The following is a 24,760-nucleotide window of genomic DNA, read 5'->3' as shown; positions in this document are numbered from 1 at the left end:
TCGTCGGCGAGCAGGGCCTGGGCGACGAGGTGCTGTTCGCCAATGTGCTCTCGGACATCGCCGACCGCCTGGGCCCCGACGGGCACATGAGCATCGCCGTGGAGCCGCGCCTCATTCCGCTTTTCCAGCGGAGCTTCCCCGACGCCACCGTCGGCCGCCACGTCACGGGCCTCCTCAAGGGCCGCCACGCCCGCCAGGCGCCGTTCATCAAGGACCTGGCGGAGATCGACCTCTTCGCGCCGATGGCGTCCCTGCTGCGGGAATACCGCCGCGAGGTCGGCGCCTTCCCGGAGCGCGACCGCTTCCTGGTCGCCGATCCCGAGCGGGTGGCGCACTGGCGGGAGGTGCTGCAGGGCGCGGGCGACGGTCCGAAGGTCGGCCTGCTGTGGAAGAGCGCCCTCAAGCGCTCGGGCCGGGCGCGCTACTTCTCGCCGTTCGAGGCCTGGGCGCCGATCCTGCGGCAGGAGGGCGTCGCCTTCGTCAATCTCCAGTACGGCGACTGCGCGGAAGAACTGGCCTTCGTGAAGAAGACGCTGGGCGTCGACATCTGGCAGCCGCCCGGCATCGACCTGAAGCAGGACCTCGACGACGTGGCCGCGCTGTGCTGCGCCATGGACCTGACGATCGGCTTCTCGAACGCCACCTTCAACCTGGCCGCGGCCTGCGGCGCGCCCGCCTGGCTGATCACCACGCCGGCCGCCTGGACCCTGCTCGGCACCGAGCGCTACCCCTGGTACCCGCAGGCCCGGGTCTTCAAGCCCGAAGGCTTCGGCGCCTGGGACGATGTGATGGCCGAGATCGGCGACGCGCTGGGGGCCTGGGCCTCGGAACGCTGACAGGTCCGGGGGATTACTCCATAGTCGGCCCCGCGGGCCGGCCAGAAGTGGAGGATCCCGCATGCCCGGCACGAGCGACTACGAGTTCGACGATCAGGACCAGTCCGAGGCGTTCGACGAGACGAACACGGACGACGCCGAAGAGCTCAACGAAATGAAGACGTTCGAGGAGCTCCCCGAGGTCCTCGACATGACCCGCGCTCGTGGCGACCGGGACGACGACGAGGCCCTGGCCCTCGACGCCGACGAGTTCGACGAAGACGCCATCGACGACAGCGACTTCGAGGAAGACGACGAACTCGACTACCGCGCCTCGGACGAGGAGCACGAGGATGACCTCGACGGCCTCGGGCCCGAGGGCGGCTCGCTGGGGATCGACGAGGACCGCATCGAGGCCTCCGAGATCGAGGGCCTCGACACCGTCCTGGACGCCGACGCCGTCTCCGGCGGCGAGGACGACTTCACCAACTTCCAGGCGAAGAACCTCTCGGACGAGGACCTCCAGCGCATGGGCTATTCCGAGAACCGCGGCGGCGAGACGCGGGCGAAACCCAACCGCTAGGGCGCGGCCAGCTCCCGCCGGAGGAAGGCCGTCACCTCCGCGTTGAACCGCCGGTGGAAGGCCTCACGGTCGAAGCCCGGCGGGTCGGCGCACAGCGGCCCCATGACCGCGCGCGCCTGCGCCGAACAGGGCGCGAGGAAGCTGAAGTGCGTCGCCCCCGGCACGATATGCCACGCGGGCGGCCTCGGCAGGTTGGCGCGCACCGCGTCGGCGTAGAAGGGCGACGGCAGGATCTCGTCGTTCTCGGCCCGCCAGAGCTGAACCGGCGCGGCGACGCCGGCCAGCGCCGACTTGGTCAGCGACCAGCCCATGGCCGGTGCCGCGGACACCACTGCCCGGATCCGCGGATCGGCGACGAAGACCCCCGGCGCGCCGGGCGGACGCTGGCCCATCAGCCGGCAGTCATAGAAAGCCGGGTGCTCCCGGCAGTGCGCCGCCACCCCGGTCATGTCCGGTTTCGCGCCTGCGGCCGCCAGCACCGTGAAGCCGCCGGACGAGAAGCCGAAGGCGCCGACCCGCTTCGGATCGACGACGCCGGGCCGCCAGACGCCTGTCATGTGGTCGATCAGCACCTTGAGCTGCCGGGGCCGTTCCCACATCGCCGTGGCCCGGCTCTGGTCCCGATAGTTGTCGCCGGTGTGCGTCAGGGCCGCGACCACGAAACCGGCCTCGGCCAGCGCCACGGCGGTGTCGTAGTGCCCGCCGTAGGATCCGCCGTTGCCGTGCGAGATCACCACCAGCGGCAGCCCCCTGCCCTTCACCGGCGCGCCCACCGCCACGTCCTGGACGCTCAGGCCCAGGTGCGTCGGCTTCGCCGGGGCGTCGCTCGGGTACCAGACGCCCACCTCGATCGGCGGCCCGCCGGGGTCCGGCATGCTGAAGCTCTCGACGCCGACGCCTGCCTGAGCCGCCGTCCCGGCGAGCGCCATCGCCAGCGCCGCCACCACTCCCCATCGCCGCATGATCCGTCCTCCGCCCGTTGTTCGAGGCGGTCTGGATCGGCCGCCGCCGGGCCCCGCGCCAGCCGGCTTTCGCGAACGGGCGAACGGGTTCGCAGATCGGCGAGCGGTCGCTAGAACTGCGCCATGAGTCACGCCGCGACGCGCGCGCTCCACCCGTGGGCGGTCTACCTCGCCGTCGCCACCGCGACGGGCGCCTTCCTGGGCGCGCTCGGTCCCTACGGCAGCTATCTCAACGGGCCGGCGGCGGAGCGGATCGTCTACTGGGTCCTGACCGCCTGGCTCGGCGTCGCCGTCGTGGGCGGAGCCGCCGTGGGGTCCACGCGGCTCGCCCGGCGCCTGAACTGGCCGACGTGGCCCACGGTCGCCGGCGCGGTCCTGGTCGCCTGCCTGCCCCTCTCCCAGCTCATCGCCGCCATCGCGCGCCGCACCTGGCCGGGCATAGACGCCATCGCCGCCATGGCCCCCCTGGGACTGGTATGCCCAGACGGCCGCGGTCACGCTCTTCCAGCTCGCCGCCTTCGCCCTCACCGCCATGGCCCTCCGGCGGCGGCGGACGCCCGCCCCGGCGATCGAGGCCCCGGCCCTGGCCGCTGCGGCCCTCTCCGACGTCCTCTGCCTCCAGATGGAAGATCACTACGTCCGCATCCACACGGCCCAGGGCTCGAGGCTGGCCCATGGGACCCTGGGCCAGGCCATGGCCGCCCAGGCCGGTCGCGAGGGATTGCAGGTCCACAGATCCTGGTGGGTGGCCCGCGACGCGGTCCGCGGTCACGTCTGGGATGGCCGCAACCTGCGGCTCGAGCTCGTCAACGGCGTCCAGGCGCCCGTCTCGCGGGCGGCGGTCGCCCGCCTTCGGGGCCGCCGGGTGGCTGCCGCCCGAGTGACGCAACGGCAGGCGGCCGCGGCGATGGAACCCGCTTGATCCTCCAGCGCGGCCCTATAGGCTGTCTCCAAACAACTGTTCGAACGCGGGCGCGCGCGCCCGTGCAGGGAGCCGGAATGAGCCAGCGTTTTGAGGGCACCGAGAACTACGTCGCCACCGAGGACCTGAAGGTGGCCGTCAACGCCGCCATCGCCCTCGAGCGCCCGCTGCTGATCAAGGGCGAGCCGGGCACCGGCAAGACGGTCCTGGCCTACGAGATCGCCGAGGCGCTGAAGGCCCCGCTGATCACCTGGCACATCAAGTCGACCACCAAGGCCCACCAGGGCCTCTATGAATACGACGCGGTGACCCGCCTGCGGGACAGCCAGCTCGGCGACGAGCGGGTCAAGGACGTCAAGAACTACATCAAGAAGGGCAAGCTCTGGGAGGCCTTCGACAGCCCGGTGCGCCCCGTGCTGCTGATCGACGAGATCGACAAGGCCGACATCGAGTTCCCGAACGACCTCCTGCAGGAGCTCGATCGGATGGAATTCTACGTCTACGAGACCAACGAGACCATCAAGGCCAAGGTGCGCCCGGTGGTGGTCATCACCTCCAACAACGAGAAGGAGCTGCCGGACGCGTTCCTGCGCCGCTGCTTCTTCCACTACATCCGCTTCCCGGAAGCCGAGACGATGAACCAGATCGTCGAGGTCCACTATCCGGGCATCAAGCAGAAGCTCGTCGCCGAGGCGTTGCGCATCTTCTACGACATGCGCAAGGTGCCGGGCCTGAAGAAGAAGCCTTCGACCTCCGAACTGCTCGACTGGCTGAAGCTCCTGATGGTCGAGGACATCGACGAGAACGCCCTGCGCGAGAAGGACCCCACCAAGCTGATCCCGCCGCTGCACGGCGCGCTCCTGAAGAATGAGCAGGACGTGCACCTCTTCGAGCGCCTGGCCTTCCTCGCGCGGCGCGAGGGCGCGGGCTCCAGCCGTCCGGGTCAATGACGGTTACGGCGTAGCGGCCCTTACCGCGAATTCACTCGCCTTTTGAACGGGCTCCAGCCACCCTTTCAGGGAACGGACTGGAGCCCTTTTCACATGAAGCCCCTGCTCTATCTGGCGGCCTCGACCCTGGCGCTGACGACCCTTACGGCCTGCGCCTCCGGCGAGCCCGCCCAGCGCGCCAAGCTGGAATGTCCCGCCACCCAGGGCGAGCTCACCCGCACGGGCGTCGCCGCCGACGGCAAGAGCTGCACCTACGTCACGCAGGGCGGCGCCGAGGTGTCGCTGCAGCTGGTCTCGACCGGCGGCGACCCGCAGGGCGCCCTGCAGAGGATCGAGGCCGGACTGACGCCGGCGATGACCGACGCGGAGCGCGAGGCCGCCGCCAAGGCCGCGGAGACCGCCGCGGTCGCCACGCCGGCCGCCGAGGGCAGCGCCAGCGACGCCGCCAGCGTCGCCCGCCAGGCGGAGGCCGACGCCGCCCGCGCCGCCGACACGGCGGTACGGGCGGAGGAGAAGGCCGGCGGGAGGAGCCGGTCGGCCACCGCCACCATCGATATCGGGGACGACAAGGTCGACATCGCGGCCGACAACGACAAGGCGCACGTCCGCCTGCCCGGCATCCGGATCGACGCCGACGGCGACAATGCGAAGGTTCAGGTGGGCGGCATCACCATCGACGCCAACGACGGCGAGGCGACCATCCGGCGCTACGACACCGCGCGGCTGAGGGGCGAATCCCTGTCGTTCGAGAAGCGCGGCATCAAGGCGATGTTCATCCGCACCGGCGAGTTCGCCGGCGGCTACCGCGTGGTGGGCTACGAGGCCGGGGGCCCGAAGACCGGGCCGATCACCGTCGCCACCGTCCGCTCGAAGACCGAACTCGATCACCAGGGCGGCGACCTCTATGACGACATCAAGCGCCTCGTGAGGAAGAACAGCGGGGTCTAGGCCCCGCACTTCGCCCTACCCGGCCGGCTGGACCTCGACGACCTTGTAGGTCAGCGGCCGGCCGTCCTCGTCGGTGACAGTCACATACTCGCCTACGGCGAAGCGGTGCTCGCCCAGGCGGTGCACGGGCTCGTCGTCGGCCGCGTCGTCCTCGTCGTAGTCGAAGAACCAGCGCGGGCCGCGGCGGTTCAGGCGGCCGTCCAGCGGATCCTCGTCGGGCGCGAAGCGGCGGACCGAGCACTTGTCCCGGGCTTTCGAGAACGCCGCCTCATCGAGCAGACCATCCTCGGTCAGCGGGGCGGTGAGCGAATAGCCGCGGTGGTCGTCGCCGCCGGCGAACTCGGTGCCAGGGTTGCGGGCAAGCCGCATGACGATGCGCGACAGCATGGAAGTCACCTTCTCAATCCTAGTGAGACAAGAACAACGAGGGCTGGTCGGAATTCAAGAGCGTCCGGGTCGTCCCCCCGAAGATGAATTCCTGCAGCCTCGGGTGGCCGAAGGCCCCGGCGACCAGGATCTCCGCTCCAGCCGCCTTGGCGGCCTTGAGCAACGCAGGCGCCGCGTCTCCGGTTTCCGACAGCACCTGCAATTCCGCCGTGACGCCGCGGGTCGCGTAGTAAGCCTGGAGGCGCGCGGGATCGAATGTGCGTGAACTGGCCTTCGGCGCGCCGAGGATCACCACCTTCTGGGCCTTTTCGAGCAGCGGAACGGCCAGGCGGGCGGCGCGGCTGGCCTCCTTGCCGCCGTCCCAGGCGACGGCCACCGTGCCGCCGACCTTGAAGCCCTCGCGAGCGATCAGCACCGGCCGCTGCTCGTCGGCGACCATCTGCTGGAAGGCCTCCGCCAGCGGCCCGCGGCCACGCGCCGGATCGGAATTGAACACCACGACGTCGGAGAGCCGGCTTTCCGCCGACAGGCCCGCCCAGACCGGCGTCTGAAGCGCCACGAACTGCGACTTCGCGTAGGGCACGCCGGCCATGGCGGCCCGTGCGTTCTTCTCGCCGGCCGCGGCGGCCTCCTTCAGGGATTCCAGGGCCGTGGTCTGCACGCCGCCCAGGAAGCCCTCGCCCATCCAGGGCATGACATCGGCGACATCGGCGGGCGTGTAGACGCAGGCCACCTCGGCGCCGAACGGCTCGGCCAGCATGACCGCCGCGGCCACCGCCGCGGGATCGCCCTGGCCACCCGACAGAGGCGCCATGATCCGGGCCCAGCTCATGTCTTGCGTCCCTTCATCCTTTCGGACCTTGGACCTGATCGTATCAGGCCGCATTGATCTTTCTCAGGCTCTGGGTCAGTTCACCAGCCTGACCATGGAGGGAATGCGTCGGTGAGGAAAGGGCTGCGTCGCGGCAAGCAGGAGCCTCGCGCCTGGCAGCGCATGCTGTCGGGCCGCCGGCTCGACCTGCTGGACCCCTCCCCGATGGACATCGAGATCGAGGATATCGCCCACGGCCTCGCCCGTGTGGCGCGCTGGAACGGCCAGACGGTGGGCGAGCACGCCTTCTCCGTCGCCCAGCATTCGATCGTGGTCGAGGAGATCATGGCCCACATCCAGCCCGACCTGGAGCCCCGCTGGCGGCTGGCCGGCCTGCTGCACGACGCTTCGGAATATGTGATCGGCGACATGATCTCGCCGTTCAAAGCAGCGCTCGGGGTGGACTACAAGACCTTCGAGGAGCGGCTGGAGAACGCCATCCATATCCGCTTCGGCCTGCCGGCCAAGACGCCGCTCGCCATCAAGAAGCTGATCAAGCAGGCCGACCGCGCCTGCGCCTACTTCGAGGCGACCCAGCTTGCCGGCTTCGGCCGCGAAGAGGCGCTGGAGATCTTCGACAGCCCGCCCGAGGGCTATCTGCTGCACATCGAGCCCTGGTCCGCGAACCTCGCCCAGGAACGCTATGTCCAGCGCTTCCACACTCTCTCCGGCGCCGCCGGCTACGAGAGCGGTCCCGTGGCCTTCGAGACGGAATGAGCGGCATGGGGACCGCCGTCGTCATCGGCCTCTCCGCCGTCGTCATGGCCATCCGCGACGGCGAGGCCGTGGTGCTCACCGTGCGCCGGCCGGGCGAGGACCTGCTCGGCCTGCCCTTCGGCCCCTTCGATCCCGAGGGCCACCGGACCTTTGAACTGGCGCTGAGGGCCTTCGTGCGCGAGCAGACCCGGTTCGATCCGGGCTATGTGGAGCAGCTCTACACCTTCGGCGACAAGGGCCGCGACGCGCCGGTCGCCGACATGGGCGCGGGCGCGGCGCGGGTGATCTCGGTGGGCTACCTGGGCCTTGCCCCGGCCGCGCTCGCGGGCTCGGCGGCCTCCGGCTGGCAACCCTGGACGCGGTTCTTCCCCTACGAGGACTGGCGCGACGGCCGGCCGGCGGCGCTCGGAACGATCGAGACGGCGCTGCGGAGCTGGGCGACCACGGCCGACCGCCTGGCGCGGGCCCGCCTGCTCTTCGCCCTCGACGGCGCGCCCTGGAACGAGGAGCGGGTGCTGGAGCGCTACGAACTGCTCTACGAGGCCGGCCTCGTCCGCGAGGCGGCCCGCGACCGGGGCGAGGTCCAGCCGGTCGTCCTGCCGCCGACCGGCGAGCCGATGATCTCCGACCACCGCCGCATCCTGGCCACCGCGCTTTCCCGCCTGCGCGGCAAGCTCAAGTACCGCCCGGTGGTCTTCGAGCTGATGCCGGAGGCGTTCACGCTCTCCACCTTGCAGCGGGCCGTGGAGGCCATCGCCGGCGTGCCGCTGCACAAGCAGAACTTCCGCCGGGCGCTGGAGCGCACCGACCTCGTGGAGGGCCTGGGCCGCATGGACGCCGGCACCGGCGGGCGGCCGGCGGAGCTGTTCCGCTTCCGCCGTGAGCTCCTGGCCGCCCGGCCCGTCGGCGGGATGAGCCTGCCGCTGCTCCGCGAGTAGCGGTCAGGCGGCTTCGCGCCGGCCTTGCGGGGCCGGCTCCGCCTGGCGCCGCGCCTCCCAGTCGGCCTTCAGCATGGCGCTCGTCTCACGGCTGCCGTCCGGGCTCCACCCGGGCGGGCCGAACATCCACCTGAGCACGTGCCGCGGTTGGCGGAAGATGTCCTGGGCCATGCCGATCCATTCGTGGAAGGCCACGCGCACGATGTTGAAGGTGCCGAGGTTCTTCACCAGGCCGTAGCGGCACGGCTCCTCGTCCAGCTCGGGCTGGAAGGTGCCGAACAGGCGGTCCCAGACGATCAGGATCCCGGCGTAGTTCTTGTCCAGGTAGCGCGGGTTGCGGGCGTGGTGCACCCGGTGGTGCGACGGCGTGTTGAACACCGCCTCGAACCAGGCCGGCAGCCTTTTGATCGCCTCGGTGTGGATCCAGTACTGGTAGACAAGGCTGATCCCCTTCTGGATGGCGATCATCGCCGGGTGGAAGCCCAGGAACGCCATCGGCAGCCAGAGCAGCCAAGTGCCGGCCACGCCGCCCGTCCAGGTCTGCCGGAGCGCGGTGGACAGGTTGTAGTGCTGGCTGGAGTGGTGGTTCACGTGGCTGGCCCACCAGAAACGCCGCTCGTGGGCGAGGCGGTGGAACCAGTAGTAGGTCAGGTCCTCGATCAGGAAGATCGCCAGCCAGGCCCAGGCGGCGGTCATCGGGATCGTGAAGATACGGTGCTCATAGGCCCAGACGCTGGCCGCGAAGGTCACCGAGGCCGTCAGGATGCCGGCCACCGTCGAGCCCAGGCCCATGCCGAGCGATGTGGCAGTGTCCTTCCACTCGTAGTGGGCGTCGGCCTTCTTCAGCCGGCCCAGCACGATCTCCAGGATGATGGTGAGGATGAAGAACGGGGTCGCCAGCGTCACCGGGTCGAAGTCCGGCTTCATGCGGCGAGATCCTTCCCGCCGAGGTCGGTGGGCGGCCAGGAGCGGAGGGCCAGCACGGCGCGCGGCGCGGCGATGTCGGCCAGGTCGATGCAGAGCTCGCCCTTGCGGAACGCCGAGGCCAGGGCCTGGCCCCAGGGGATCTGGCGGGCCACGAAGCCGTCGCCGAAGCGGCAGAGCACCAGGGCCGCGGCGCCGGACTTGGCGAGCGCGCCCTTTCCGTCCTCGGCCACCCAGACGCCGTCGAGCGCGCGGCCGGGAAACTCCTCGTCGAACAGGGACCGCGCCTTGGCGTCCGTGAGCGGCTGGTTCGGCCGTCCGATGCTCGCCCAGGCGGCGAGACCCACGAGGAGCGCGACAGCCAGTCCGGAGGCCGCCAGCTGAATCAGGAACGCGTCGCTCAAATCCGTATCCTCCCCCGCCCGGAAGCTGCGCGCGAAGGCGTGGGGAGGTCAAAGAAAAAGGCCCCCGTGCGACACGGAGGGCCTCTTCTCATCAGAAGTGGCGGGGGACGTGAAGCCGCCCCGCACTCCCGTCCCGCTTAGAACTTGCGGGTGTAGCCGATCGACCAGACGTCGGCATGGCCGGCGCCATCGTCACGGAAGTCGTGGCGGGTCCAGTCGACGCGGACGCCGTTCTGGCCGTCGAAGTGGTGCTGGGCGCCGACGCCGAAGTTGAAGCTGTCGCCGTCCTCAGAGGCCGAGACGCCCGCGGCCGCCGCCTTGATCTTCGACGTGCCGTAGCCGATCCGGGCGATCAGGTCGGTGTTCTCCGAAAGCGGCGCAAAGCCCACGGCGTAGGCGGCGAGCTGGTGCTTCAGCTCCACCTTGGCGTCCGTGCCGACGCCGATGTCGATGTCGTCGTCCTTCACACCGAAGGCGGCCTCGCCTTCGACGCCCAGCCAGGGGCTGAACCGGTAGCCGAGGCGGCCCTGCAGGGCGCCAAGGTTCACGTCGTCGGCGTCAACGGCCGCATAGCCGACGCCGCCGTAGACGCCGGTCGTGGCCGCGGTCTGGGCCTGGGCGATCGCAGGGACGACAAAGGCCATGGCGGCAGCCGAGGCCGCGGCGAGAAGAATTTTCATGAGAGAGGTACTCCACTTGTAGGGTCGAACAGCCCTTAGTTCGCAAGTGGGGTCCCAACTCCGGCATCGCCATGGAGGTTCTACGGCTTGACTATGGCGGCCAACGGAGTGTGTCCCTCAGGCCACAATGGACGCTGACGCCCCGCTCCATCGTGCTATCAAGCCCGCTTCGTCTTCGTGGAGGCCCGCTTGCCTGACGCCGTCATCGCCGCCACCGGCCTCTACACCCCGCCCAACAGCCTCTCGAACGCCGAGCTGGTGGAGACCTTCAACACCTGGGTGGAGCGGGAGAACGCGCGGAACGCCAAGGCCATCAAGGCCGGCGAGATGGAGCCGCTGACGGCCTCGTCCGCCGAGTTCATCGAGAAGGCGTCCGGCATCAAGAGCCGGTTCGTGATGGACAAGACGGGTCTGCTCGATCCCGACCTGATGCGGCCGATCCTGCCCGAGCGGCCCAACGACCAGATCTCGATCCTGGCCGAGATGGCCGTCGAGGCGGCCATGGACGCCCTGGTGTCCTGGGACAAGCCGGCCTCGGAGATCGGCGCGGTGATCTGCGCCGCCTCGAACATGCAGCGCGCCTATCCCGCCATGGCCATCGAGGTGCAGAACGCGCTGGGCATCGAGGGCTTCGCCTTCGACATGAACGTCGCCTGCTCCTCGGCGACCTTCGGGATCAAGACCGCGGCCGACTTCATCGCCTCGCGCTCGGCCAAGGCGGTGCTGGTGGTCAATCCGGAGATCTGCTCGGGCCACCTGAACTTCCGCGACCGCGACAGCCACTTCATCTTCGGCGACGTGGCCACGGCCGTGATCGTCGAGGCGTCGGACCAGGCGGTCGGCGGCTGGGAGATCCTCGGCACGCGGCTGAAGACCCAGTTCTCCAACAACATCCGCAACAACTTCGGCTTCCTCAACCGCGCGGATCCGGACGGCGTCGGCAAGCCGGACAAGCTGTTCGTGCAGGAGGGCCGCAAGGTGTTCCGCGAGGTCGTGCCGATGGTCTCGGAGATGATCGTCGAGCACGCGGGTGCCCTCGGCCTCGACCCCACGAAGCTGAAGCGCCTGTGGCTGCACCAGGCGAACATCAATATGAACGAGATGATCGGCCGCCGGGTCCTGGGCCGCGCCCCGGCGCCGGGCGAGAACGTGATCATCCTCGACGAGTACGCCAACACCTCCTCGGCCGGTTCGGTGATCGCCTTCCACAAGCACAACGCCGACTTCCAGCGGGGCGACCTGGGCCTGATCTGCTCCTTCGGCGCGGGCTATTCGGCCGGGACCGTGTTCGTCCGGAAGCGCTGACCCCCATCCGCTCATCCCGGCGAAGGCCGGGACCCAAGCGGCCGCGCGCTGAACGCAGGGCGTCGGTTCCTGCCCCCGACTCAGCATGGATCCCGGCTTTCGCCGGGATGATAGATATTCATTAATATATTGTTTTCCCACACCATTTTGGATAGATTCATCACGCACAAGCCCTGCACACACACGGCGAATCAATGACTTAGCGCCGCGATCTGCACGGAACCTGCACAGCGTGAGGGTTTTCCCATGGCGTTCGTGACCGACAAGGAAGAGATCAAGCCCGGCCTCATCATCTTCCGCCGAGCCGACGTGGACCATCGCAACTGGTACTGCCGCGTCAAGCTCCCCAAAGCTGACCGCTACAAGACCGTATCCCTCAAGACCAGCGACATCGGCGTGGCCCGCCATCTCGCCACCGAACAGGAGATCAAGGTCCGCGTCCGCCTTGAGAGCGACATCCCGGTCTTCAATCACCCTTTCCGCGCCGTGGCGAAGGAGTACCTGGCCACCCAGGAGGCGCGCGCCAAGCGCGGCGAGATCAGCAAGGAGCGACCGAAGAAGCTCAAGGCCGTGATCGAGGGCGCGCTGGAGGATTACGTCGGCTCGGTTCAGGTGCATCGGATCGGCGACGAGCTTTGGGCGGGCTACCCCGCTTGGCGCCGAGAGAACGGCGCCGGCCGCAACCTGCGCAACGGCGTGCGCGAAGTCTCGGCCGAGGAGGCGGCGGAGCTGGACGCCCGTGACGCCGCTTCACGCGCCAGGGCGATGGCGAAGCGCGGCTTCACCAAGCTCCGGCCCGTCGCCCCCGCGCCGGCCAAGGCCCGCACCGTGGCTTTCATCAGCGACTCCACCATCCGCTTCGAGATGTCGATCTTCGGGGCGGTGATGAACTACGCGATCAAGAAGCGGTACGCCCCCCGCCAGCCAGCGGTTCGAGGATCGCCCCAAGCTGAAGACCATGCGGCGGGACGAGTTCACCCTGGAGGAATACCGCCACCTCCACACCGTGGCGCGGTCATGGGTGAAGGACGCGATCCGGCCGTCCAGCACCTGGTATCGAACGGTCGCCTACAACTTCATCCTGATCATGTGCAACACAGGGATGCGCCCGTCCGAGGCCAAGAACCTGCGCTGGCGCGACATCACCACCGGCAAGGATCGGGAGGGCCGCGAGCTGGTCATCCTGTTCGTCCAGGGCAAGGGCAAGTCGCGCAAGCTGGTCGCGCCTAAGAGCGTCGGCGACTACTTCGAGCGCATCCGCGAGGCCACCCGTGAATATCGGCGCCAAGCGGCAGAGGCCGAAGAACGAGAGGCGCCAGGGGTCGAGTTTCGGCCCGAGGATCGGGTGTTCACCACCATCACCGGCGAGCCGGCCAAGTCTCTCTATCAAGCCATGATCGAACACCTCCTGATCAAGGCCAAGTTGCGCGAGGGCGCCTCTGGCGTCCCTCGCTCCACCTATTGCTTCCGACATACCTATGCGACCTTCCGGCTCGCCGAAGGCGTGGACGTGTATTTCCTGGCCGAGCAGATGGGGACATCGGTCAAGATGATCGAGGAGCACTATGGCCACGTGAACACGGTCAAGCACGCCGACTTGGTGCTCCAGGGCATGGGCGGGTGGGACCCCGGCGGGGCCCTCGGCGAGGCCGAAGCCGACAGCGCCAGGGTTGTACGAACCCCACGGGCGAGGGCCAGGACGGCCGAGCCCAGCGGCAAGGCTCGCAGCCGCAAGTCCTAGATGGACCGTCCGGTGGGCGTCGGGCTCCGACGCCGCACTGTCTCAACCCTTTTCTCGACGGGCGCGCCCGAGGGCGTTCTTGGCCCGACAGGACTGTCAACCCTCGCGGGATGAAGCCGCGCCGAGTTCAGCGCCGCTGCGACAAATAGCGGACTACCTGGGAGCGACCCAAAAGCGATGTGCCGGACGCGGGGTGTGACAAGCATCTTGACCACACGGTGCTAGCGCGCGAGAGTTCCGACAGCGTTGTCAAAAATAGAGTCCATGGCGACGGAGCGGAGGACGTGGGCTTCAGAAGTTGTCAACCGCATATCGGGGAGGACACATGCTTTCAATAAGATGCACCCTGCGGGGTTCACTTCTGCTCGGAGTGGCCACGTTGGCAGTTTCCGCTGGCTCTACCCAAGCTGCGGAGCAGCAGCCAAACTCCCAAAAGAGTTCGAGTGGGAGCTCTCCTATGCGCGCTCCGGCGGCGACCAAAGGTCTCCACAGTTCACAACGCTTTGGACGACTATTCGCTGGCCTTGACGCAGTGGCTGGCCCAGGCGGCCAAATCGTCTGCAATGTCACGCTTACCCATCCAGGCCTCTATCCCGGTTGCGTTCCGATAAATCCCTTCGGAGCCAACACCATCAGCCGAACATTCGCCAGGTCGGTCCGCGATGATGGCGCGGCAGGCTGAGAGGCGGACGAGAGAGTTGGACTGAGACCAGATGGCGAGATTTTCTAGACGGACCATGTTGGCGGCCAGCGTGGCTTCGGCAGCCTCAGGATCAGGTCGCGCGGCGGCGCCGGGCGATCGGCCCAACATTCTCTGGCTCGTCAGTGAGGACAACAACCCCTACATCGGCGCCTACGGGGACAAACTGGCCCACACGCCGACGCTGGATGGGCTCGCCCGTCGCGGGATACTCTACCGCAACGTCTACAGCGCCGCTCCCGTGTGTGCTCCGTCTCGCTTCGGGCTGATCACCGGCGCCTATGCGGAGAGTTGTGCTCCGGCCAACCATATGCGCGCCCAGGCACGCCTTCCCGATGGCTGGAGGACGACGCCACAGTTCATGCGGGAGGCGGGCTACTACTGCACCAACAATTCGAAAACAGACTACAATTGCGACGTGGATCCCTCTCGGGTCTGGAACGAATCCAGTAACGACGCGCACTGGCGCAACCGGTCGGCGGGGCAGCCGTTCTTCAGCGTCTTCAACCACATGACGACCCATGAGTCGGAGGTGTTCCGCACCTTCGAAGGCAGGGTGAAACCGGAGGACATCAAGGTCCCAGCCTATCTGCCGGACACCCTTGAAATCCGGCGCGATTTCGCCACTTACTACAACCTGATAGAGAAGATGGACGGCGAGCTCGGCGCGAAGCTCGCGGAACTCGACCAGGCCGGTCTCACCGACGACACCATCGTCTTCTACTACTCAGATAACGGGGGCGTGCTGCCGCGCTCGAAGCGCTACTGCTACGACGAAGGCGTTCGCTGTGCGCTGATCGCCTACCTTCCGCCCAAGTGGGCGCACTTGGCGCCGGGCCGCCCGGGTTCGGTTGTCGAGAGCCCCGTTAGCTTGATCGATCTGCCGCCGACGGTGCTCGCCCTCGCTGGCCAGCCGAAGCCGCCGCAGATGCACGGGACGCCCCTCTTCGGGACGGTTGCCCCGACCCCGCAGCGCTATGCCTTCAGCATGCGTAATCGGATGGATGAGCGCTACGACATGGTCCGCACGGTCACAGACGGCCGCTGGCGCTACATCCGCAATTACATGCCCCACCTACCGGCGGGACAGCAGCAGGCCTATGCGTGGTTAGCGAAGGGCTATCAGTCCTTTGAGGCGGAGCACCTCGCCGGGCGGCTCATGCCGGAGCAAGAGCGGTTCTTTCAGCCGCGACCGTTTGAGGAGCTGTACGATCTGCGGACGGATCCGGCCGAGATCAATAACCTGGCCGCAGCGCCCGCTGGGCAAGCTAAGCTGCGGGAGCTCCGGCGGGCGCTCGATAGCCAGATGCTCAAAATCAATGACAACGGCTTCATCCCAGAGGATTCTTCCCTTGAGGCGCAGATCGCTGGACGCGGGGCGAACTCCGCCTATCCGCTGCCGAGGCTGATGGCGCTGGCCGCGCTCGCCTGCGGCCGCAACGCCGCCAATCTGATGGCGCTGCGGCGAGATCTTGGGCACGACAACGAGGCGGTGCGCTACTGGGCAGCCATGGGACTCCTGATGCTTGGGCGTGGCGCGGCTCCGGCGCTCGGCGCAGTTCGTGCTCGGCTCCGCTCCGAGACGTCTCCGCAGGTGAAGGTGGTACTGGCCGAGGCGCTCGGTCAGGCGGGCCATCCCGCCGAGGCGGTGGCGCTCCTGGCTCGTGTTCTCGACAACGACCGTTCGCGCCGGGTGAAACTGCAGGCGATCAACGCGCTGCAACGATTGGGCGCCGCGGCTCGTCCCGCACTTCCGGCGGCTGAGAGAGCAGCCGCTACGGGCGACGAATACCTGAAGAATAGCGCGCGGTACCTGAAACTCAAGCTGAACGGGCATTACACGCCCAGCACCCCGATATTTGACACCTCAACTTTGGCCAACCTCTCGTCGAGGCAGGTGCGGCTGCGCCTTTAACGGGCTTGATGGTGATGTCAGGCCGTCTCCGTCACTTCGACAGCGATCGTCCAGATGTAGGCGCTTCCCGGCTCTAGTCGGATCAGGCCGTCGCCGCTCGCCAGCGAGTTCTGCTTGCCCACCCAGGGCTCGGGGCTGAAGAACCCGGCGCCCGGATCTCCCCACAGGTTGAACAACACGGGCTCTCCGTCAGGAAGACGGTCGGGAGTGTGCCGAACCGTAATCGTGAGGCCGCCCGCGTCGCGGAGTCTCGCCCAGATATCGCCGGAGCGATAGCCGCCCATCGAATATGCTGTGCGCGGGGCCAGGGTTCCGAGCGGTACGGCGCCTGGCTTCCCGAAGGGGCGGACTTCGCCCGTGGGGCGTCCTTGCGAGTCGGTAATAATCTGGCGTGTGGCTGGGGTTTCCACCAGCACAGAGGACGCGCTTCCACCCGGCAAGAGGGGGACACGGAAGGCAATATGATTGCCAATTGAGAAAGGCATCGGGGCAGTGTTGGTTCTGTCCGCGACGATACGCTGGCGCAGCGTGAGCGATTCGCCTTGGGCGACGTAATCGGCGCTGAAGATGAATCCGAACGGGTAGTATCGGCGGATTTCAGCGGTGTCTTTGAGAACAAGGCCCACCGAGGCGGGCGTGCGACGGGCGACCCGCCATGCCTGCGCTCTGGCGAAGCCGTGGATCGGCATAGGGTAGGTCCGGCCTTGCCAAGTCCAGCCGAACTCCTCGCTCATCGCAGAGATGAAGTTGCGCCCCGTAGCTGGCCAGAGGATCGGCGCGCGGCCCTCAAAGTCAGTGGTGGGGGTAAAGTCCCCGCCGCGGTAGAGAAGCTCAAGCCATCGGCCATGACGGCGGATCTGCAGGCTCGTAAGCTCGGCCCCCTCGTTGGGGCGACGGCGGCGCGCAATGTCGCCGAAGCGAAAGAGTGCACCGGCGGTGGGGGCCCCGCCGCGGCGAGGAGCGGCGCCACAGCAAGCAGCCGACGCCGGGTGAGCGGAAACTGACGCCCGTTTCGGGTCTCAAGGGTCATGGAGCGGCTCTCCACAAAGACAGGGCGCATTCGCGATCGTCGAGCAGACTACTGCGCGGCACGATTTGCGACAACGCTGTCAATGCATGTCGTGATCTCCTCCGTAGCGTCCACTGACGTGGCAACCATCATCCGCCACGACCAGAGCGCGGATCGCTACGGTAGGTCATTTCCGCTCGATGAGCGTGGGAGTGCGCGACGTCGTGACCTGCCCCCTTCCTGATCCCGCGGTTTGAGTGAGAGTCCGTCACCAGAGGAGACGGACGTGAAGAAGAGCAGGTTCAACGAGGCGCAGATCATCGGCGTGCTGCGGGAGCAGGAGGCGGGGAGCCCGACGGCGGAAGTTTGCCGACGGCACGGGATCAGCGAGCAGACCTTCTACCGCTGGAAGGCCAAGTACAGCGGCATGAACGTGTCGGATGCCCAGAAGCTGAAGGCGCTGGAGGACGAGAACCGGCGGCTGAAGAAGCTGCTGGCGGAGTCGATGCTGGACGTCTCGGCCTTGAAGGATCTTCTGGGAAAAAACTGATCGGGCCCGCATCGCGTCGGGAGGCCGTGCTTCGCCTGATGGCGGAGCGCGGCTTCTCGCAGCGGCGCGCCTGCGGGCTGGTCCAGGTCGATCCCAAGACGGTGCGCCGCGTGGCTGAGCCGGGCGATGCGGACGTGCGCGAGCGGCTGCGGGGCCTGGCGGCGGAGCGTCGCCGCTTCGGCTACCGGCGGCTGGGCATCCTGCTGCAGCGTGAGGGCGTCAGCATGAACAAGAAGAAGCTCTTCCGGCTCTACCGCGAGGAGGGTCTGGCGGTGCGCCGGCGGCGCGGCCGCAAGCGCGCGACCGGCACGCGGGCGCCCATGACGCTGCCGGACGGACCCAACCAGCGCTGGAGCCTGGACTTCGTCGCCGACACCCTGTCGTGGGGCCGGCGCTTCCGGATCCTGTGCATCGTCGACGACTTCACCCGCGAAGCCCTGGCGCTGGTGGTCGACACCTCGATCGGCGGCCATCGCATGGCCCGCGAGCTGGACGCCCTGATCGCCCGGCGTGGCGCTCCACGCTGGCGATCAGGAAGTCCAGGTGCCCCGCCAGCTTGCCGCCGCCCGTCGGCCGACCCTGCCGCGCCGGCGCCGCCGACCCCGTCCGCTCCACCCGCGCCAGCAGCTTCACCGAACAGCTGTCGCTCACCCCGAACTGCCGCGCCGCGCCCCGACGGCTCCCGCCGGCCGACACATGCGCCACGATCCGCTCCCGCAGATCCATCGAGTACGGCTTGCCCATGATCCACCTCCAGCCATGGTGAATCACGCTTCGGCACATCAGGGAATCCTCTCGCTTCCCGTTTCAAGCACGATGCTCTAGCCGCTGTCGTTGAGGGCCGCCAGCAGCGCGTCCCAAGCCGGCCAGCGTCCAGCGCCGGAACTGGCGGTAGACCGAGCTCCACTTGCCGAAGTGGTCGTGCAGATCCCGCGAGGGCGAGCCCGTCCGCGCGATCCAGAACCCCGTCCAGCACCAGACGGTGGTTACGCGGTCTCCGACCGCGCCGGGGGCCGCTCTCGATTACGAACGGCGCGAAGAACGCCCACTCCTCGTCGGACATCAGGCCACGAACCACGAAGCACAGCCGCCCTCCCCAAAGAGCGGCCTTGAATCAGCGATTACCTGATTTGGGAATCCACTTCGTCAACAGGACCTAGCTCAAGTGGAGGGAGCAGGAAGGCGCGCAGGTCAAGCAGCTTGACCACACCCGAATTATCGAGGAAAGTTTAGACAACGCTGTCAAAACAATCGCAGCGGGAGGGTCTCTGCTAACGAAGCTGCTTTGTTAGTGCCGAGGCGAACGGTTGAAAGGGGGGCGGAATGGAAAAAGTTCGTGTTAAGATCGTCAGCTTCGCGGCTTTGGCGGCTTCCATGGGAAGCCTGCCGGCGATGGCGCAGACGACTTCTTCGACGACGCAGGATAAGCAGCCGGCGCCGACATCAGACTCACGTGGCATCGCACCGGCGCCTTCTGTCGCTGCCAGCCTGGTCGATCATTCGGTCGGGGAGATTGTCGTCACGGCGCAGAAGCGAACGGAGCGCCTGATCGATGTGCCGGTCGCGGTTTCGGTAGTCACTGGTGAGAGGTTAGCCAGCCAGCAGATCAACGATTCGCAGTCGCTAACCCGCGCTGTCCCCGCGCTTACCTATCAACAAGGCGGTGCTCCAAACAACAGCAGCTTCCGAATTCGTGGCGTTGGCACCTCGCTTTTCGGACAAGGCGTGGAGCCGTCTGTTTCAGTGGTCGTCGATGGCGTCGTGGCGCCGCGGGCCAGCTCAGGCTTCGCCGACCTGCTCGACATCGAACGCGTAGAGGTGCTGCGGGGTCCTCAAGGCACATTATTCGGCAAGAACGCCACCGCTGGAGTGATCAATATCGTCACCGCCCGGCCTGCCAACGAATTCGGCGGCCATGTGGAAGCGACCATCGCCGAGCGGCAAGAGTATCGGGTTAAGGGCACACTGACAGGATCGATTGCAGAGGGCCTGCGCGGCAGGCTGTCCGGCTACTACAACAATGTGGGCGGTCATCTCTATAACATCAAGACCGACAGCTACCAGGGTGGCTTTGAAAGCTGGGGCTTGCGCGGCAAGCTTGAGTGGGACCCGACGTCTTCGCTGAACTTTCTGCTCAGCGCCGAAGTGCGCGAGTACGATGCGAATTGCTGTGCCACGCCATTTGTGCGGGTCGAGAATCCAGTTCTGGCCCAAATTCTCCGTCCGCTAGTAGTTACCTCATCTGACAATCATACGAACAACAACGACAATTTGAGCTACGTGAAGACAGATCTGACGCAGATCTCGCTCCAAGCGGACTGGGATATTGGACCCGTGACCATCACATCAATCACGGCCTTCCAGGGCTACCAGGAACTCAATCAACTCGAACAGGACCAGATCGTGAGCGATCCGACTCCGTTCGTGGGTGCGGCCGCCTTTGCGTCGTGGAACTTCCAGCCGGCCCGTCAAAAGCAAAAATCGTACACCGAGGAGGTCCGGATCGCATCCAATGGCGGCGGCGATCTGACCTATGTCGCGGGCATCTTCCTCAGCAAGCTCGATCTGCACCGCAATCTGGTCCGCCGCCGGCAGACCTGCTCGGCCGGCGTTGTCGGGCAGCCTTGCACCGGCACGATCGTCAACCAAAGCGGCGGCTTCGACGCGCAGTTCGACAGCGAAAGCGCCTCGATCTTCGGGCAAGCCGACTATCGGATCTGGGGCGGACTGCACGTACTTGGGGGACTTCGCGGCCAATATGAGAAGCAGAGGGTCGAGGGCAGCCAATTCGGGCCTTTGATGACCGGTGACGTGCTGTTCCCTGGGACCACTGTTAACGAGGGGATCAGCGAGCGCGACGGCACCGCGGTGACTGGTAAGGCAGGGCTGCGCTACGAAATCGACCGAAACTTGCAAACATATTTTAGCTACACGCGCGGCTACAAGGCATTTGCCCTCGATCTGGGGGCCACAACGATCTTCACCAACAATCCCGGTCTGAACCCGGAGCATGTCGACGCCTACGAGCTCGGTGCCAAGTGGCGGCATGCAAGCGGCGTCTTCGATCTAAACGCCGCGCTCTTCCGATCGGACTACAAGGATCTGCAGACCCAGACCGTCATCAGCGACCCGGTTACCGGCGTTTTCACAGTCCAGCAGATCAATGCCGGAAAGTCCCGGACGCAGGGCTTCGAAATCGAGTCGACCATGAGGCCGTCCGACACCCTGTCCATAGCAATGAGTTTTTCCTACACAGATGCGACCATCGATGTCGATGGCCTCCAGTGCGCCCTTCAGCAGCAGGCGGCGGCACCGATCCTCACGGCTAACTTTCCAATCAATTCATGCTACCGACGCCGTATAACAACCAACGGCGTGGTGACGACCTCACCTCCGATCGTCGATGTTCGCGGCGGGCAACTTCCAGTTGCCCCCAAGTACCGCGTGAGTATTCAGCCGCGCTATGAAGCCGAGTTCGGCTCAACCTTTAGGGCTTTTGCTCAAGCGAGCATAAATTTCCAAAGTTCATCGCTCTTTGCGGTAAACCAGGATCCATTGCTGAAGCAGAAATCCTATGCCATAGTGGATTTAACCGCAGGGTTCAGCGATGCCAGCGAGCGATACACTGTGTCAGTGTTCGTTCGGAACCTGTTCAATACAAACTATTACACGGGCCTCGCCCATGCCGCCATCCTGCAGTCGACGACCCAGCCCTTCGATCTGCAAGCCAGCTACGCCAAGGATTCCCAACGCTATGCGGGTGCAACACTTAGTCTTCGGTTTTGAGAATGCCGGGCCGTGACATCCAGGCTTGCGGATGTGCCGATCCGAGCGGGAGTGAAATCAATGCGCAAGAAGATGGTGCTGGTCACCGCGGCCCTTGCTTTCGTGTTCATGGCGCCGGCAGCACGGGCAGAGAAGGCCCCACAGGTCAGAATTTCCGCTGGCGTTCTCGCCGGTGCAAGCGAGAACGGCGTCGAGAGTTTTAAGGGCGTACCTTTCGCTGCGCCGCCCGCGGGTTCCTTGCGCTGGCGCGCTCCCCAACCCGTCCGCCCGTGGTCTGGGCTGCGGCCAGCGACCGGATATGCCCCTGACTGTATGCAGACCCCGGTGCCTGGAATCGCTGCGCCCTTAGGCGCGCCCTCGTTGTCGGAGGATTGCCTTTATCTGAACGTCTGGCGCCCGGCGGGCGCCGGGCAGGCGGTGGTTTGCCGGTAATGGTCTGGATTCATGGTGGCGGCTTTGTAAATGGGGGGTGCCTCGCCAGCCGTATTCCGTGGCGACAGTTTCGCTCAGCATGGCGTGATCATGGTGGGCATCGCCTACAGAGTGGGCAGGTTTGGTTTCTTCGCCCATCCCGCACTGACTGCCGCGAACGAAGATGACGGGCTGCTCGGCAATTATGGTTACATGGACCAGATTGCTGCGCTCCATTGGGTCCGGGACAATATTGCGGCGTTTGGCGGCGATCCGAAGCGCGTCACGATCTTTGGCGAGTCAGCAGGCGGCTGGTCGGTTCAGATGCTGCTCACCTCCCCTCTCGCGAAGGGCCTGTTCGCCGGAGCCATCGTACAGTCGGGCGGAGGCCGAGGTGACCTGATGGGAACACGGCACGTCCGCCAGGATAGCGGCCAGGTCCCGTCCCTCGAGACCGTCGGCGTAGCGTTCGCACGGTCGAATGGCATTGAAGGCGAGGGGCCGGAGGCGCTGCGCGCGCTGCGCGCGCTCCCCGACCAACAGGTGAACGCCGGCCTCAACATGAGGACGATGATGGAGCACAGGGCCACTTATGGCGGCCCATCCATCGACGGCAAGATCGTGATCGCCTCGCCCGATCAAAGCTATCGACGTGGTGCTCAAGAGCGCGTGCCGTTGATCATCGGTGCGACCAGCGCCGATATCGGAATGCTCTCGGGATCGAAGGAACGTTTGTTCGCAATGTTCGGGCCCCGAGCGGCCGCCGCGCGCCGCGCTTACGATCCGACCGGAACGGCCGACGATGTAAGCGTAGCGGCAGCGGTCGGAGGCGACATGGCGATGGTGGAGCCGAGCCGCTACGTGGCGGCGCTGTTCAGCGATCAGGGACTTCCGGCATGGCACTTCCGCTTCTCCTACGTGGCGGAAAGCCTTCGCGACAAAATGAAGGGCGCTCCCCACGCTTCCGACATCCCATATGTGATGGACACCGTTCGCTACCGCTATGGCGAGGCCACCACGGCCCGCGATGAAGCGATGGCCAAGATCATGAACCGTTATTGGGCGAATTTCGCCAAGACGGGCGACCCCAATGGCTCGGGACTTCCGCAATGGCCCCGTTACGATCGGAAAACCGACATCTTGATGGACTTCGCGGAGGAGGGCGAGGCGGTGGCAAAGCCTGACCCGCGACGGGAGAGGCTTGATCTGATCGCGAGCATGGCGAAGGAATAGCTCATGCCCCAACGGGAGCCAGTAGGACGCCGCCGCTTCCTGCGGCAGCTGGTGGGCGCCACAACGGGCGCGGTGGCGACCTTAATGCCTATCTCAAGAGTCAGTGCGGCTGCTGCGGCGAACCCGCCGGCGAACCGGCCCAATGTAGTCGTGATTGTGCTTGACGATGTCGGCTTTGCCGATCTCGGCGCCTTTGGTTCGGAAATCAGAACGCCGAACATCGACGCTCTGGCTGTCGCCGGCATCCGATACAACCGCTTCGACTCACGCGCGATCTGCTCTGCGACGCGTGCTTCCTTGCTGACCGGGCGCAACAATCAAACGGTACGGATGGAGGATCTTGCTTCCAAGCTAAGGGAACCAGATTCCGACGATAAGAGCGCGAGCAAGGGAGAGATGCCGACCAATGCCGAGACGCTGGCGCAAGCGCTAAGGCATGTCGGCTATGGGACCGATGCAATCGGGAAATGGCATCTCGCACCAGACTACGACGAGGCTCCCGGTCAAAATCGGCGTTCGTGGCCGTTGCAGCGCGGCTTCGATTATTTCTACGGGTTTCTCAAGGGGTGGACCGACCAGTACAAGCCGCTGCTGATCGAGAACAACGCCCGCCTGCCCGCGCCGACCGCTCAGAGCTATCACTTTTCCATCGACATCACCGATCGCGCGATCGAGCGCTGGCGGGCCGGCCGGGCTGCGCGGCCTACGGCGCCGCGCTTCCTCTATCTCGCGTACGGCGCGGCGCACTCGCCGATCCAGGTACCGCGGTCATATATCGATGCCTACCGCGGAATCTATGACAGGGGTGGGATGCCCTGCGCGAGGAGCGGTTCGCGCGGCAGAAACGGCTGGGGATTATCCCGGCCACCACCATTCTGCCGCCACGCAATGCCGGCGACGTGGCATGGAGCACGCTTGATACCGAGCATCATCGCGTGTTTACCCGGTTCATGGAAACCTACGCCGGGTTCCTCACGCATGCCGACGAGCAGATCGGTCGTCTGATCGACTTTCTCAAGCAAACCGGAGAGTACGACAATACCCTATTCGTTCTACTTTCGGACAACGGCGCGGCCTCTGAAGGCGGCGCCAACGGGGCGTTTTGGGAACATTACAGCGACTCGACCCCAATTGCCGAGATGGCCGCGAACCTGGAAAAATTGGGGGGCCCGAAAACACATTCGCTTTACCAACGGCCGTGGGCAATGGCCGGTGTCACTCCGTTTCGACGGTACAAATTGTGGCCGTATGCTGGCGGCGTGCGAACCCCGCTCATCATAACGTGGGCCGACCGGATCAAAGCCGCGGGTGCGGTTCGCCAGCAACCTGTGGACACTATCGACATCGCGCCCACCATTCTTGAAGCGGCGGGAACGAAATTTCGGGATGTGATCGACGGCAACAAGCAGATTCCGGTGGCTGGGCGCTCGATTCTTCCGACCTGGGCTTCACCAACCGCAGCCACCCGGCCGTTGCAGTTCTTCGAGTTGCGCGGCAACCGGGCAATCCGGTCGGGAAAGTGGCGAGCGGTCGCCGTTCACCGGATCAATACCGATTTCAGCCGGGATCAGTGGGAGCTCTATGATACCGAGGCGGACTTCTCCGAAGCTGTCGACGTGTCGGCCAGATACCCGGAAAAGTTGCGCGAGCTTCAACAGCTTTGGTGGGCAGAAGCGCAGCGTTTCAGCGACCCGCCGTTGACGGAGCCGGTCGAAAGTCTTTATCGCGCGAACCGCATCGAGGACCACTTCGCGGAGCCGTCAGGAGTTCATCGACGCCAGTAGCGTCATGCTTCGACATCTAAGGCCGTTCCGCCCTTCTCTGCCAGCAACTGCTCTCCAGGATGACTGTGATCTGCTGACAGAGCAGATTGACAACGCTGTCGAGGGCTCCGTACGGTCGAAACATTGAACCCAGCTTCAACCTTGGCGCTGCAAGCGTCGGAGAGGAACACAGTCATGGTAGGCACGCCGCTGCGACCGCCGGCAACAAGCGGCGGGACCGGTCCG

General features: G+C 66.2%; 22 protein-coding genes and 3 pseudogenes. 16 read left to right on the top strand and 9 right to left on the bottom strand.

Going from position 1 to position 24,760, the window contains the following annotated elements; translation table 11 throughout:
- The first annotated feature begins 29 nt into the window (after window positions 1-29).
- Window positions 30-836 carry a hypothetical protein gene (locus LRS04_RS18540; RefSeq protein WP_257817594.1) on the top strand — a complete coding sequence of 269 codons (807 nt, stop codon included), beginning with the start codon at window positions 30-32 and terminating at the stop codon, window positions 834-836.
- Between the two features lie 61 nt (window positions 837-897).
- On the top strand, window positions 898-1,398 hold the full coding sequence (locus LRS04_RS18535; RefSeq protein ID WP_257817593.1) for a hypothetical protein: 501 nt from the start codon (window positions 898-900) through the stop codon (window positions 1,396-1,398).
- Here the strand turns inward: LRS04_RS18535 and LRS04_RS18530 are convergent.
- Window positions 1,395-2,360, bottom strand: a complete 966-nt coding sequence (locus LRS04_RS18530) for a prolyl oligopeptidase family serine peptidase (protein WP_257817592.1) — start codon at window positions 2,358-2,360, stop codon at window positions 1,395-1,397. The two genes, LRS04_RS18535 and LRS04_RS18530, sit on opposite strands and share 4 nt — an antisense overlap.
- A 532-nt stretch (window positions 2,361-2,892) precedes the next feature.
- On the opposite strand from LRS04_RS18530, the gene LRS04_RS18525 reads away from it, so the two are divergent.
- From LRS04_RS18525 to LRS04_RS18515, 3 genes are all read left to right on the top strand, one after another.
- Entirely contained in the window at window positions 2,893-3,282 is a 390-nt protein-coding gene (locus tag LRS04_RS18525) for a LytTR family DNA-binding domain-containing protein (protein ID WP_257817591.1), read from the top strand.
- Between the two features lie 77 nt (window positions 3,283-3,359).
- A complete protein-coding gene (locus LRS04_RS18520) occupies window positions 3,360-4,232 on the top strand; it encodes a MoxR family ATPase (RefSeq protein ID WP_257817590.1) in 873 nt (290 codons plus the stop codon).
- 93 nt (window positions 4,233-4,325) lie between these two features.
- Window positions 4,326-5,180, top strand: coding sequence for a hypothetical protein (locus tag LRS04_RS18515; RefSeq protein ID WP_257817589.1), 855 nt, complete (start codon window positions 4,326-4,328; stop codon window positions 5,178-5,180).
- 15 nt (window positions 5,181-5,195) lie between these two features.
- On the opposite strand, the gene LRS04_RS18510 is transcribed toward LRS04_RS18515, so the two are convergent.
- On the bottom strand, window positions 5,196-5,567 hold the full coding sequence (locus LRS04_RS18510; RefSeq protein WP_257817588.1) for a hypothetical protein: 372 nt from the start codon (window positions 5,565-5,567) through the stop codon (window positions 5,196-5,198).
- 19 nt (window positions 5,568-5,586) lie between these two features.
- Window positions 5,587-6,399 (bottom strand): universal stress protein, encoded by an 813-nt coding sequence (locus LRS04_RS18505; protein ID WP_257817587.1) that lies wholly within the window; start codon window positions 6,397-6,399, stop codon window positions 5,587-5,589.
- Between the two features lie 111 nt (window positions 6,400-6,510).
- Between LRS04_RS18505 and LRS04_RS18500 the strand changes: the two genes are divergently transcribed.
- Both LRS04_RS18500 and LRS04_RS18495 read left to right on the top strand, forming a co-directional pair.
- Complete coding sequence (locus LRS04_RS18500; protein WP_257817586.1) at window positions 6,511-7,155, top strand: HD family hydrolase; 645 nt, start codon at window positions 6,511-6,513, stop codon at window positions 7,153-7,155.
- Window positions 7,156-7,160: 5 nt separating this feature from the next.
- Window positions 7,161-8,093, top strand: coding sequence for an NAD regulator (locus LRS04_RS18495; protein ID WP_374576605.1), 933 nt, complete (start codon window positions 7,161-7,163; stop codon window positions 8,091-8,093).
- 3 nt (window positions 8,094-8,096) lie between these two features.
- On the opposite strand, the gene LRS04_RS18490 is transcribed toward LRS04_RS18495, so the two are convergent.
- The 3 genes from LRS04_RS18490 to LRS04_RS18480 form a co-directional block, all read right to left on the bottom strand.
- The gene (locus tag LRS04_RS18490) at window positions 8,097-9,020 is read right to left on the bottom strand and encodes a sterol desaturase family protein (protein WP_257817584.1); all 924 of its coding nucleotides are present in this window, start codon (window positions 9,018-9,020) and stop codon (window positions 8,097-8,099) included.
- A complete protein-coding gene (locus LRS04_RS18485; RefSeq protein WP_257817583.1) occupies window positions 9,017-9,421 on the bottom strand; it encodes a hypothetical protein in 405 nt (134 codons plus the stop codon). The genes LRS04_RS18490 and LRS04_RS18485 overlap by 4 nt, the downstream gene beginning before the upstream one ends.
- Before the next feature lie 137 nt (window positions 9,422-9,558).
- The gene (locus LRS04_RS18480; RefSeq protein ID WP_257817582.1) at window positions 9,559-10,101 is read right to left on the bottom strand and encodes a porin family protein; all 543 of its coding nucleotides are present in this window, start codon (window positions 10,099-10,101) and stop codon (window positions 9,559-9,561) included.
- A 189-nt stretch (window positions 10,102-10,290) separates the two neighbouring features.
- On the opposite strand from LRS04_RS18480, the gene LRS04_RS18475 reads away from it, so the two are divergent.
- The 3 genes from LRS04_RS18475 to LRS04_RS18460 all read left to right on the top strand — a co-directional run bounded on the left by LRS04_RS18475 (window position 10,291) and on the right by LRS04_RS18460 (window position 15,762).
- Entirely contained in the window at window positions 10,291-11,406 is a 1,116-nt protein-coding gene (locus LRS04_RS18475; protein ID WP_257817581.1) for a beta-ketoacyl-ACP synthase III, read from the top strand.
- 958 nt (window positions 11,407-12,364) lie between these two features.
- Window positions 12,365-13,147 (top strand): tyrosine-type recombinase/integrase, encoded by a 783-nt coding sequence (locus LRS04_RS18465; RefSeq protein WP_374576604.1) that lies wholly within the window; start codon window positions 12,365-12,367, stop codon window positions 13,145-13,147.
- A gap of 740 nt (window positions 13,148-13,887) precedes the next feature.
- Window positions 13,888-15,762: a sulfatase-like hydrolase/transferase gene (locus LRS04_RS18460; RefSeq protein WP_257817579.1), complete on the top strand. Its 1,875-nt coding sequence runs from the start codon at window positions 13,888-13,890 to the stop codon at window positions 15,760-15,762.
- A gap of 17 nt (window positions 15,763-15,779) precedes the next feature.
- On the opposite strand, the gene LRS04_RS18455 is transcribed toward LRS04_RS18460, so the two are convergent.
- Window positions 15,780-16,670, bottom strand: coding sequence for an aldose 1-epimerase (locus LRS04_RS18455; protein ID WP_257819184.1), 891 nt, complete (start codon window positions 16,668-16,670; stop codon window positions 15,780-15,782).
- A gap of 387 nt (window positions 16,671-17,057) precedes the next feature.
- Between LRS04_RS18455 and LRS04_RS18450 the strand changes: the two are divergent.
- Window positions 17,058-17,842 (top strand): annotated as a pseudogene (locus tag LRS04_RS18450) (IS3 family transposase); the annotation flags it as partial.
- Here the strand turns inward: LRS04_RS18450 and LRS04_RS28280 are convergent.
- The gene (locus tag LRS04_RS28280; protein WP_374577254.1) at window positions 17,745-18,047 is read right to left on the bottom strand and encodes a hypothetical protein; all 303 of its coding nucleotides are present in this window, start codon (window positions 18,045-18,047) and stop codon (window positions 17,745-17,747) included. The pseudogene LRS04_RS18450 and the gene LRS04_RS28280 sit on opposite strands and share 98 nt — an antisense overlap.
- Window positions 18,048-18,148: 101 nt before the next feature.
- A pseudogene (locus LRS04_RS18445) lies at window positions 18,149-18,384 on the bottom strand (transposase); the annotation flags it as partial.
- Window positions 18,385-18,644: 260 nt separating this feature from the next.
- On the opposite strand from LRS04_RS18445, the gene LRS04_RS18440 reads away from it, so the two are divergent.
- The 5 genes and pseudogenes from LRS04_RS18440 (at window position 18,645) to LRS04_RS18420 (ending at window position 24,535) form a co-directional block, all read left to right on the top strand.
- The gene (locus LRS04_RS18440) at window positions 18,645-21,107 is read left to right on the top strand and encodes a TonB-dependent receptor (protein ID WP_257817578.1); all 2,463 of its coding nucleotides are present in this window, start codon (window positions 18,645-18,647) and stop codon (window positions 21,105-21,107) included.
- Window positions 21,108-21,167: 60 nt separating this feature from the next.
- A pseudogene (locus tag LRS04_RS18435) lies at window positions 21,168-22,217 on the top strand (carboxylesterase/lipase family protein); the annotation flags it as partial.
- 9 nt (window positions 22,218-22,226) lie between these two features.
- Complete coding sequence (locus LRS04_RS18430) at window positions 22,227-22,751, top strand: carboxylesterase family protein (protein WP_308238392.1); 525 nt, start codon at window positions 22,227-22,229, stop codon at window positions 22,749-22,751.
- Window positions 22,752-22,754: 3 nt separating this feature from the next.
- Window positions 22,755-23,756, top strand: coding sequence for a sulfatase-like hydrolase/transferase (locus tag LRS04_RS18425; RefSeq protein ID WP_308238178.1), 1,002 nt, complete (start codon window positions 22,755-22,757; stop codon window positions 23,754-23,756).
- Window positions 23,702-24,535: a sulfatase-like hydrolase/transferase gene (locus LRS04_RS18420; RefSeq protein WP_257817577.1), complete on the top strand. Its 834-nt coding sequence runs from the start codon at window positions 23,702-23,704 to the stop codon at window positions 24,533-24,535. The genes LRS04_RS18425 and LRS04_RS18420 overlap by 55 nt, the downstream gene beginning before the upstream one ends.
- The last annotated feature ends 225 nt before the right edge of the window (window positions 24,536-24,760 follow it).

Source organism: Phenylobacterium sp. J367 (assembly GCF_024699985.1).
GTDB lineage: Bacteria > Pseudomonadota > Alphaproteobacteria > Caulobacterales > Caulobacteraceae > Phenylobacterium.
Note: the sequence above shows the minus strand (reverse complement) of the source record. Positions and strands in the feature narration are given on the sequence as shown.

Excerpts from the sequence above, each read along its gene's own strand:
- LRS04_RS18535 (WP_257817593.1), top strand. The coding sequence starts at position 898 with ATGCCCGGCACGAGCGACTACGAGTTCGACGATCAGGACCAGTCCGAG.
- LRS04_RS18530 (WP_257817592.1), bottom strand. The coding sequence starts at position 2,360 with ATGCGGCGATGGGGAGTGGTGGCGGCGCTGGCGATGGCGCTCGCCGGG.
- LRS04_RS18525 (WP_257817591.1), top strand. The coding sequence starts at position 2,893 with ATGGCCCTCCGGCGGCGGCGGACGCCCGCCCCGGCGATCGAGGCCCCG.
- LRS04_RS18520 (WP_257817590.1), top strand. The coding sequence starts at position 3,360 with ATGAGCCAGCGTTTTGAGGGCACCGAGAACTACGTCGCCACCGAGGAC.
- LRS04_RS18515 (WP_257817589.1), top strand. The coding sequence starts at position 4,326 with ATGAAGCCCCTGCTCTATCTGGCGGCCTCGACCCTGGCGCTGACGACC.
- LRS04_RS18510 (WP_257817588.1), bottom strand. The coding sequence starts at position 5,567 with ATGCTGTCGCGCATCGTCATGCGGCTTGCCCGCAACCCTGGCACCGAG.
- LRS04_RS18505 (WP_257817587.1), bottom strand. The coding sequence starts at position 6,399 with ATGAGCTGGGCCCGGATCATGGCGCCTCTGTCGGGTGGCCAGGGCGAT.
- LRS04_RS18495 (WP_374576605.1), top strand. The coding sequence starts at position 7,161 with ATGGGGACCGCCGTCGTCATCGGCCTCTCCGCCGTCGTCATGGCCATC.
- LRS04_RS18490 (WP_257817584.1), bottom strand. The coding sequence starts at position 9,020 with ATGAAGCCGGACTTCGACCCGGTGACGCTGGCGACCCCGTTCTTCATC.
- LRS04_RS18480 (WP_257817582.1), bottom strand. The coding sequence starts at position 10,101 with ATGAAAATTCTTCTCGCCGCGGCCTCGGCTGCCGCCATGGCCTTTGTC.
- LRS04_RS18465 (WP_374576604.1), top strand. The coding sequence starts at position 12,365 with ATGCGGCGGGACGAGTTCACCCTGGAGGAATACCGCCACCTCCACACC.
- LRS04_RS28280 (WP_374577254.1), bottom strand. The coding sequence starts at position 18,047 with ATGGATCTGCGGGAGCGGATCGTGGCGCATGTGTCGGCCGGCGGGAGC.
- LRS04_RS18440 (WP_257817578.1), top strand. The coding sequence starts at position 18,645 with ATGGAAAAAGTTCGTGTTAAGATCGTCAGCTTCGCGGCTTTGGCGGCT.
- LRS04_RS18430 (WP_308238392.1), top strand. The coding sequence starts at position 22,227 with ATGCTCTCGGGATCGAAGGAACGTTTGTTCGCAATGTTCGGGCCCCGA.
- LRS04_RS18425 (WP_308238178.1), top strand. The coding sequence starts at position 22,755 with ATGCCCCAACGGGAGCCAGTAGGACGCCGCCGCTTCCTGCGGCAGCTG.
- LRS04_RS18420 (WP_257817577.1), top strand. The coding sequence starts at position 23,702 with ATGGAAACCTACGCCGGGTTCCTCACGCATGCCGACGAGCAGATCGGT.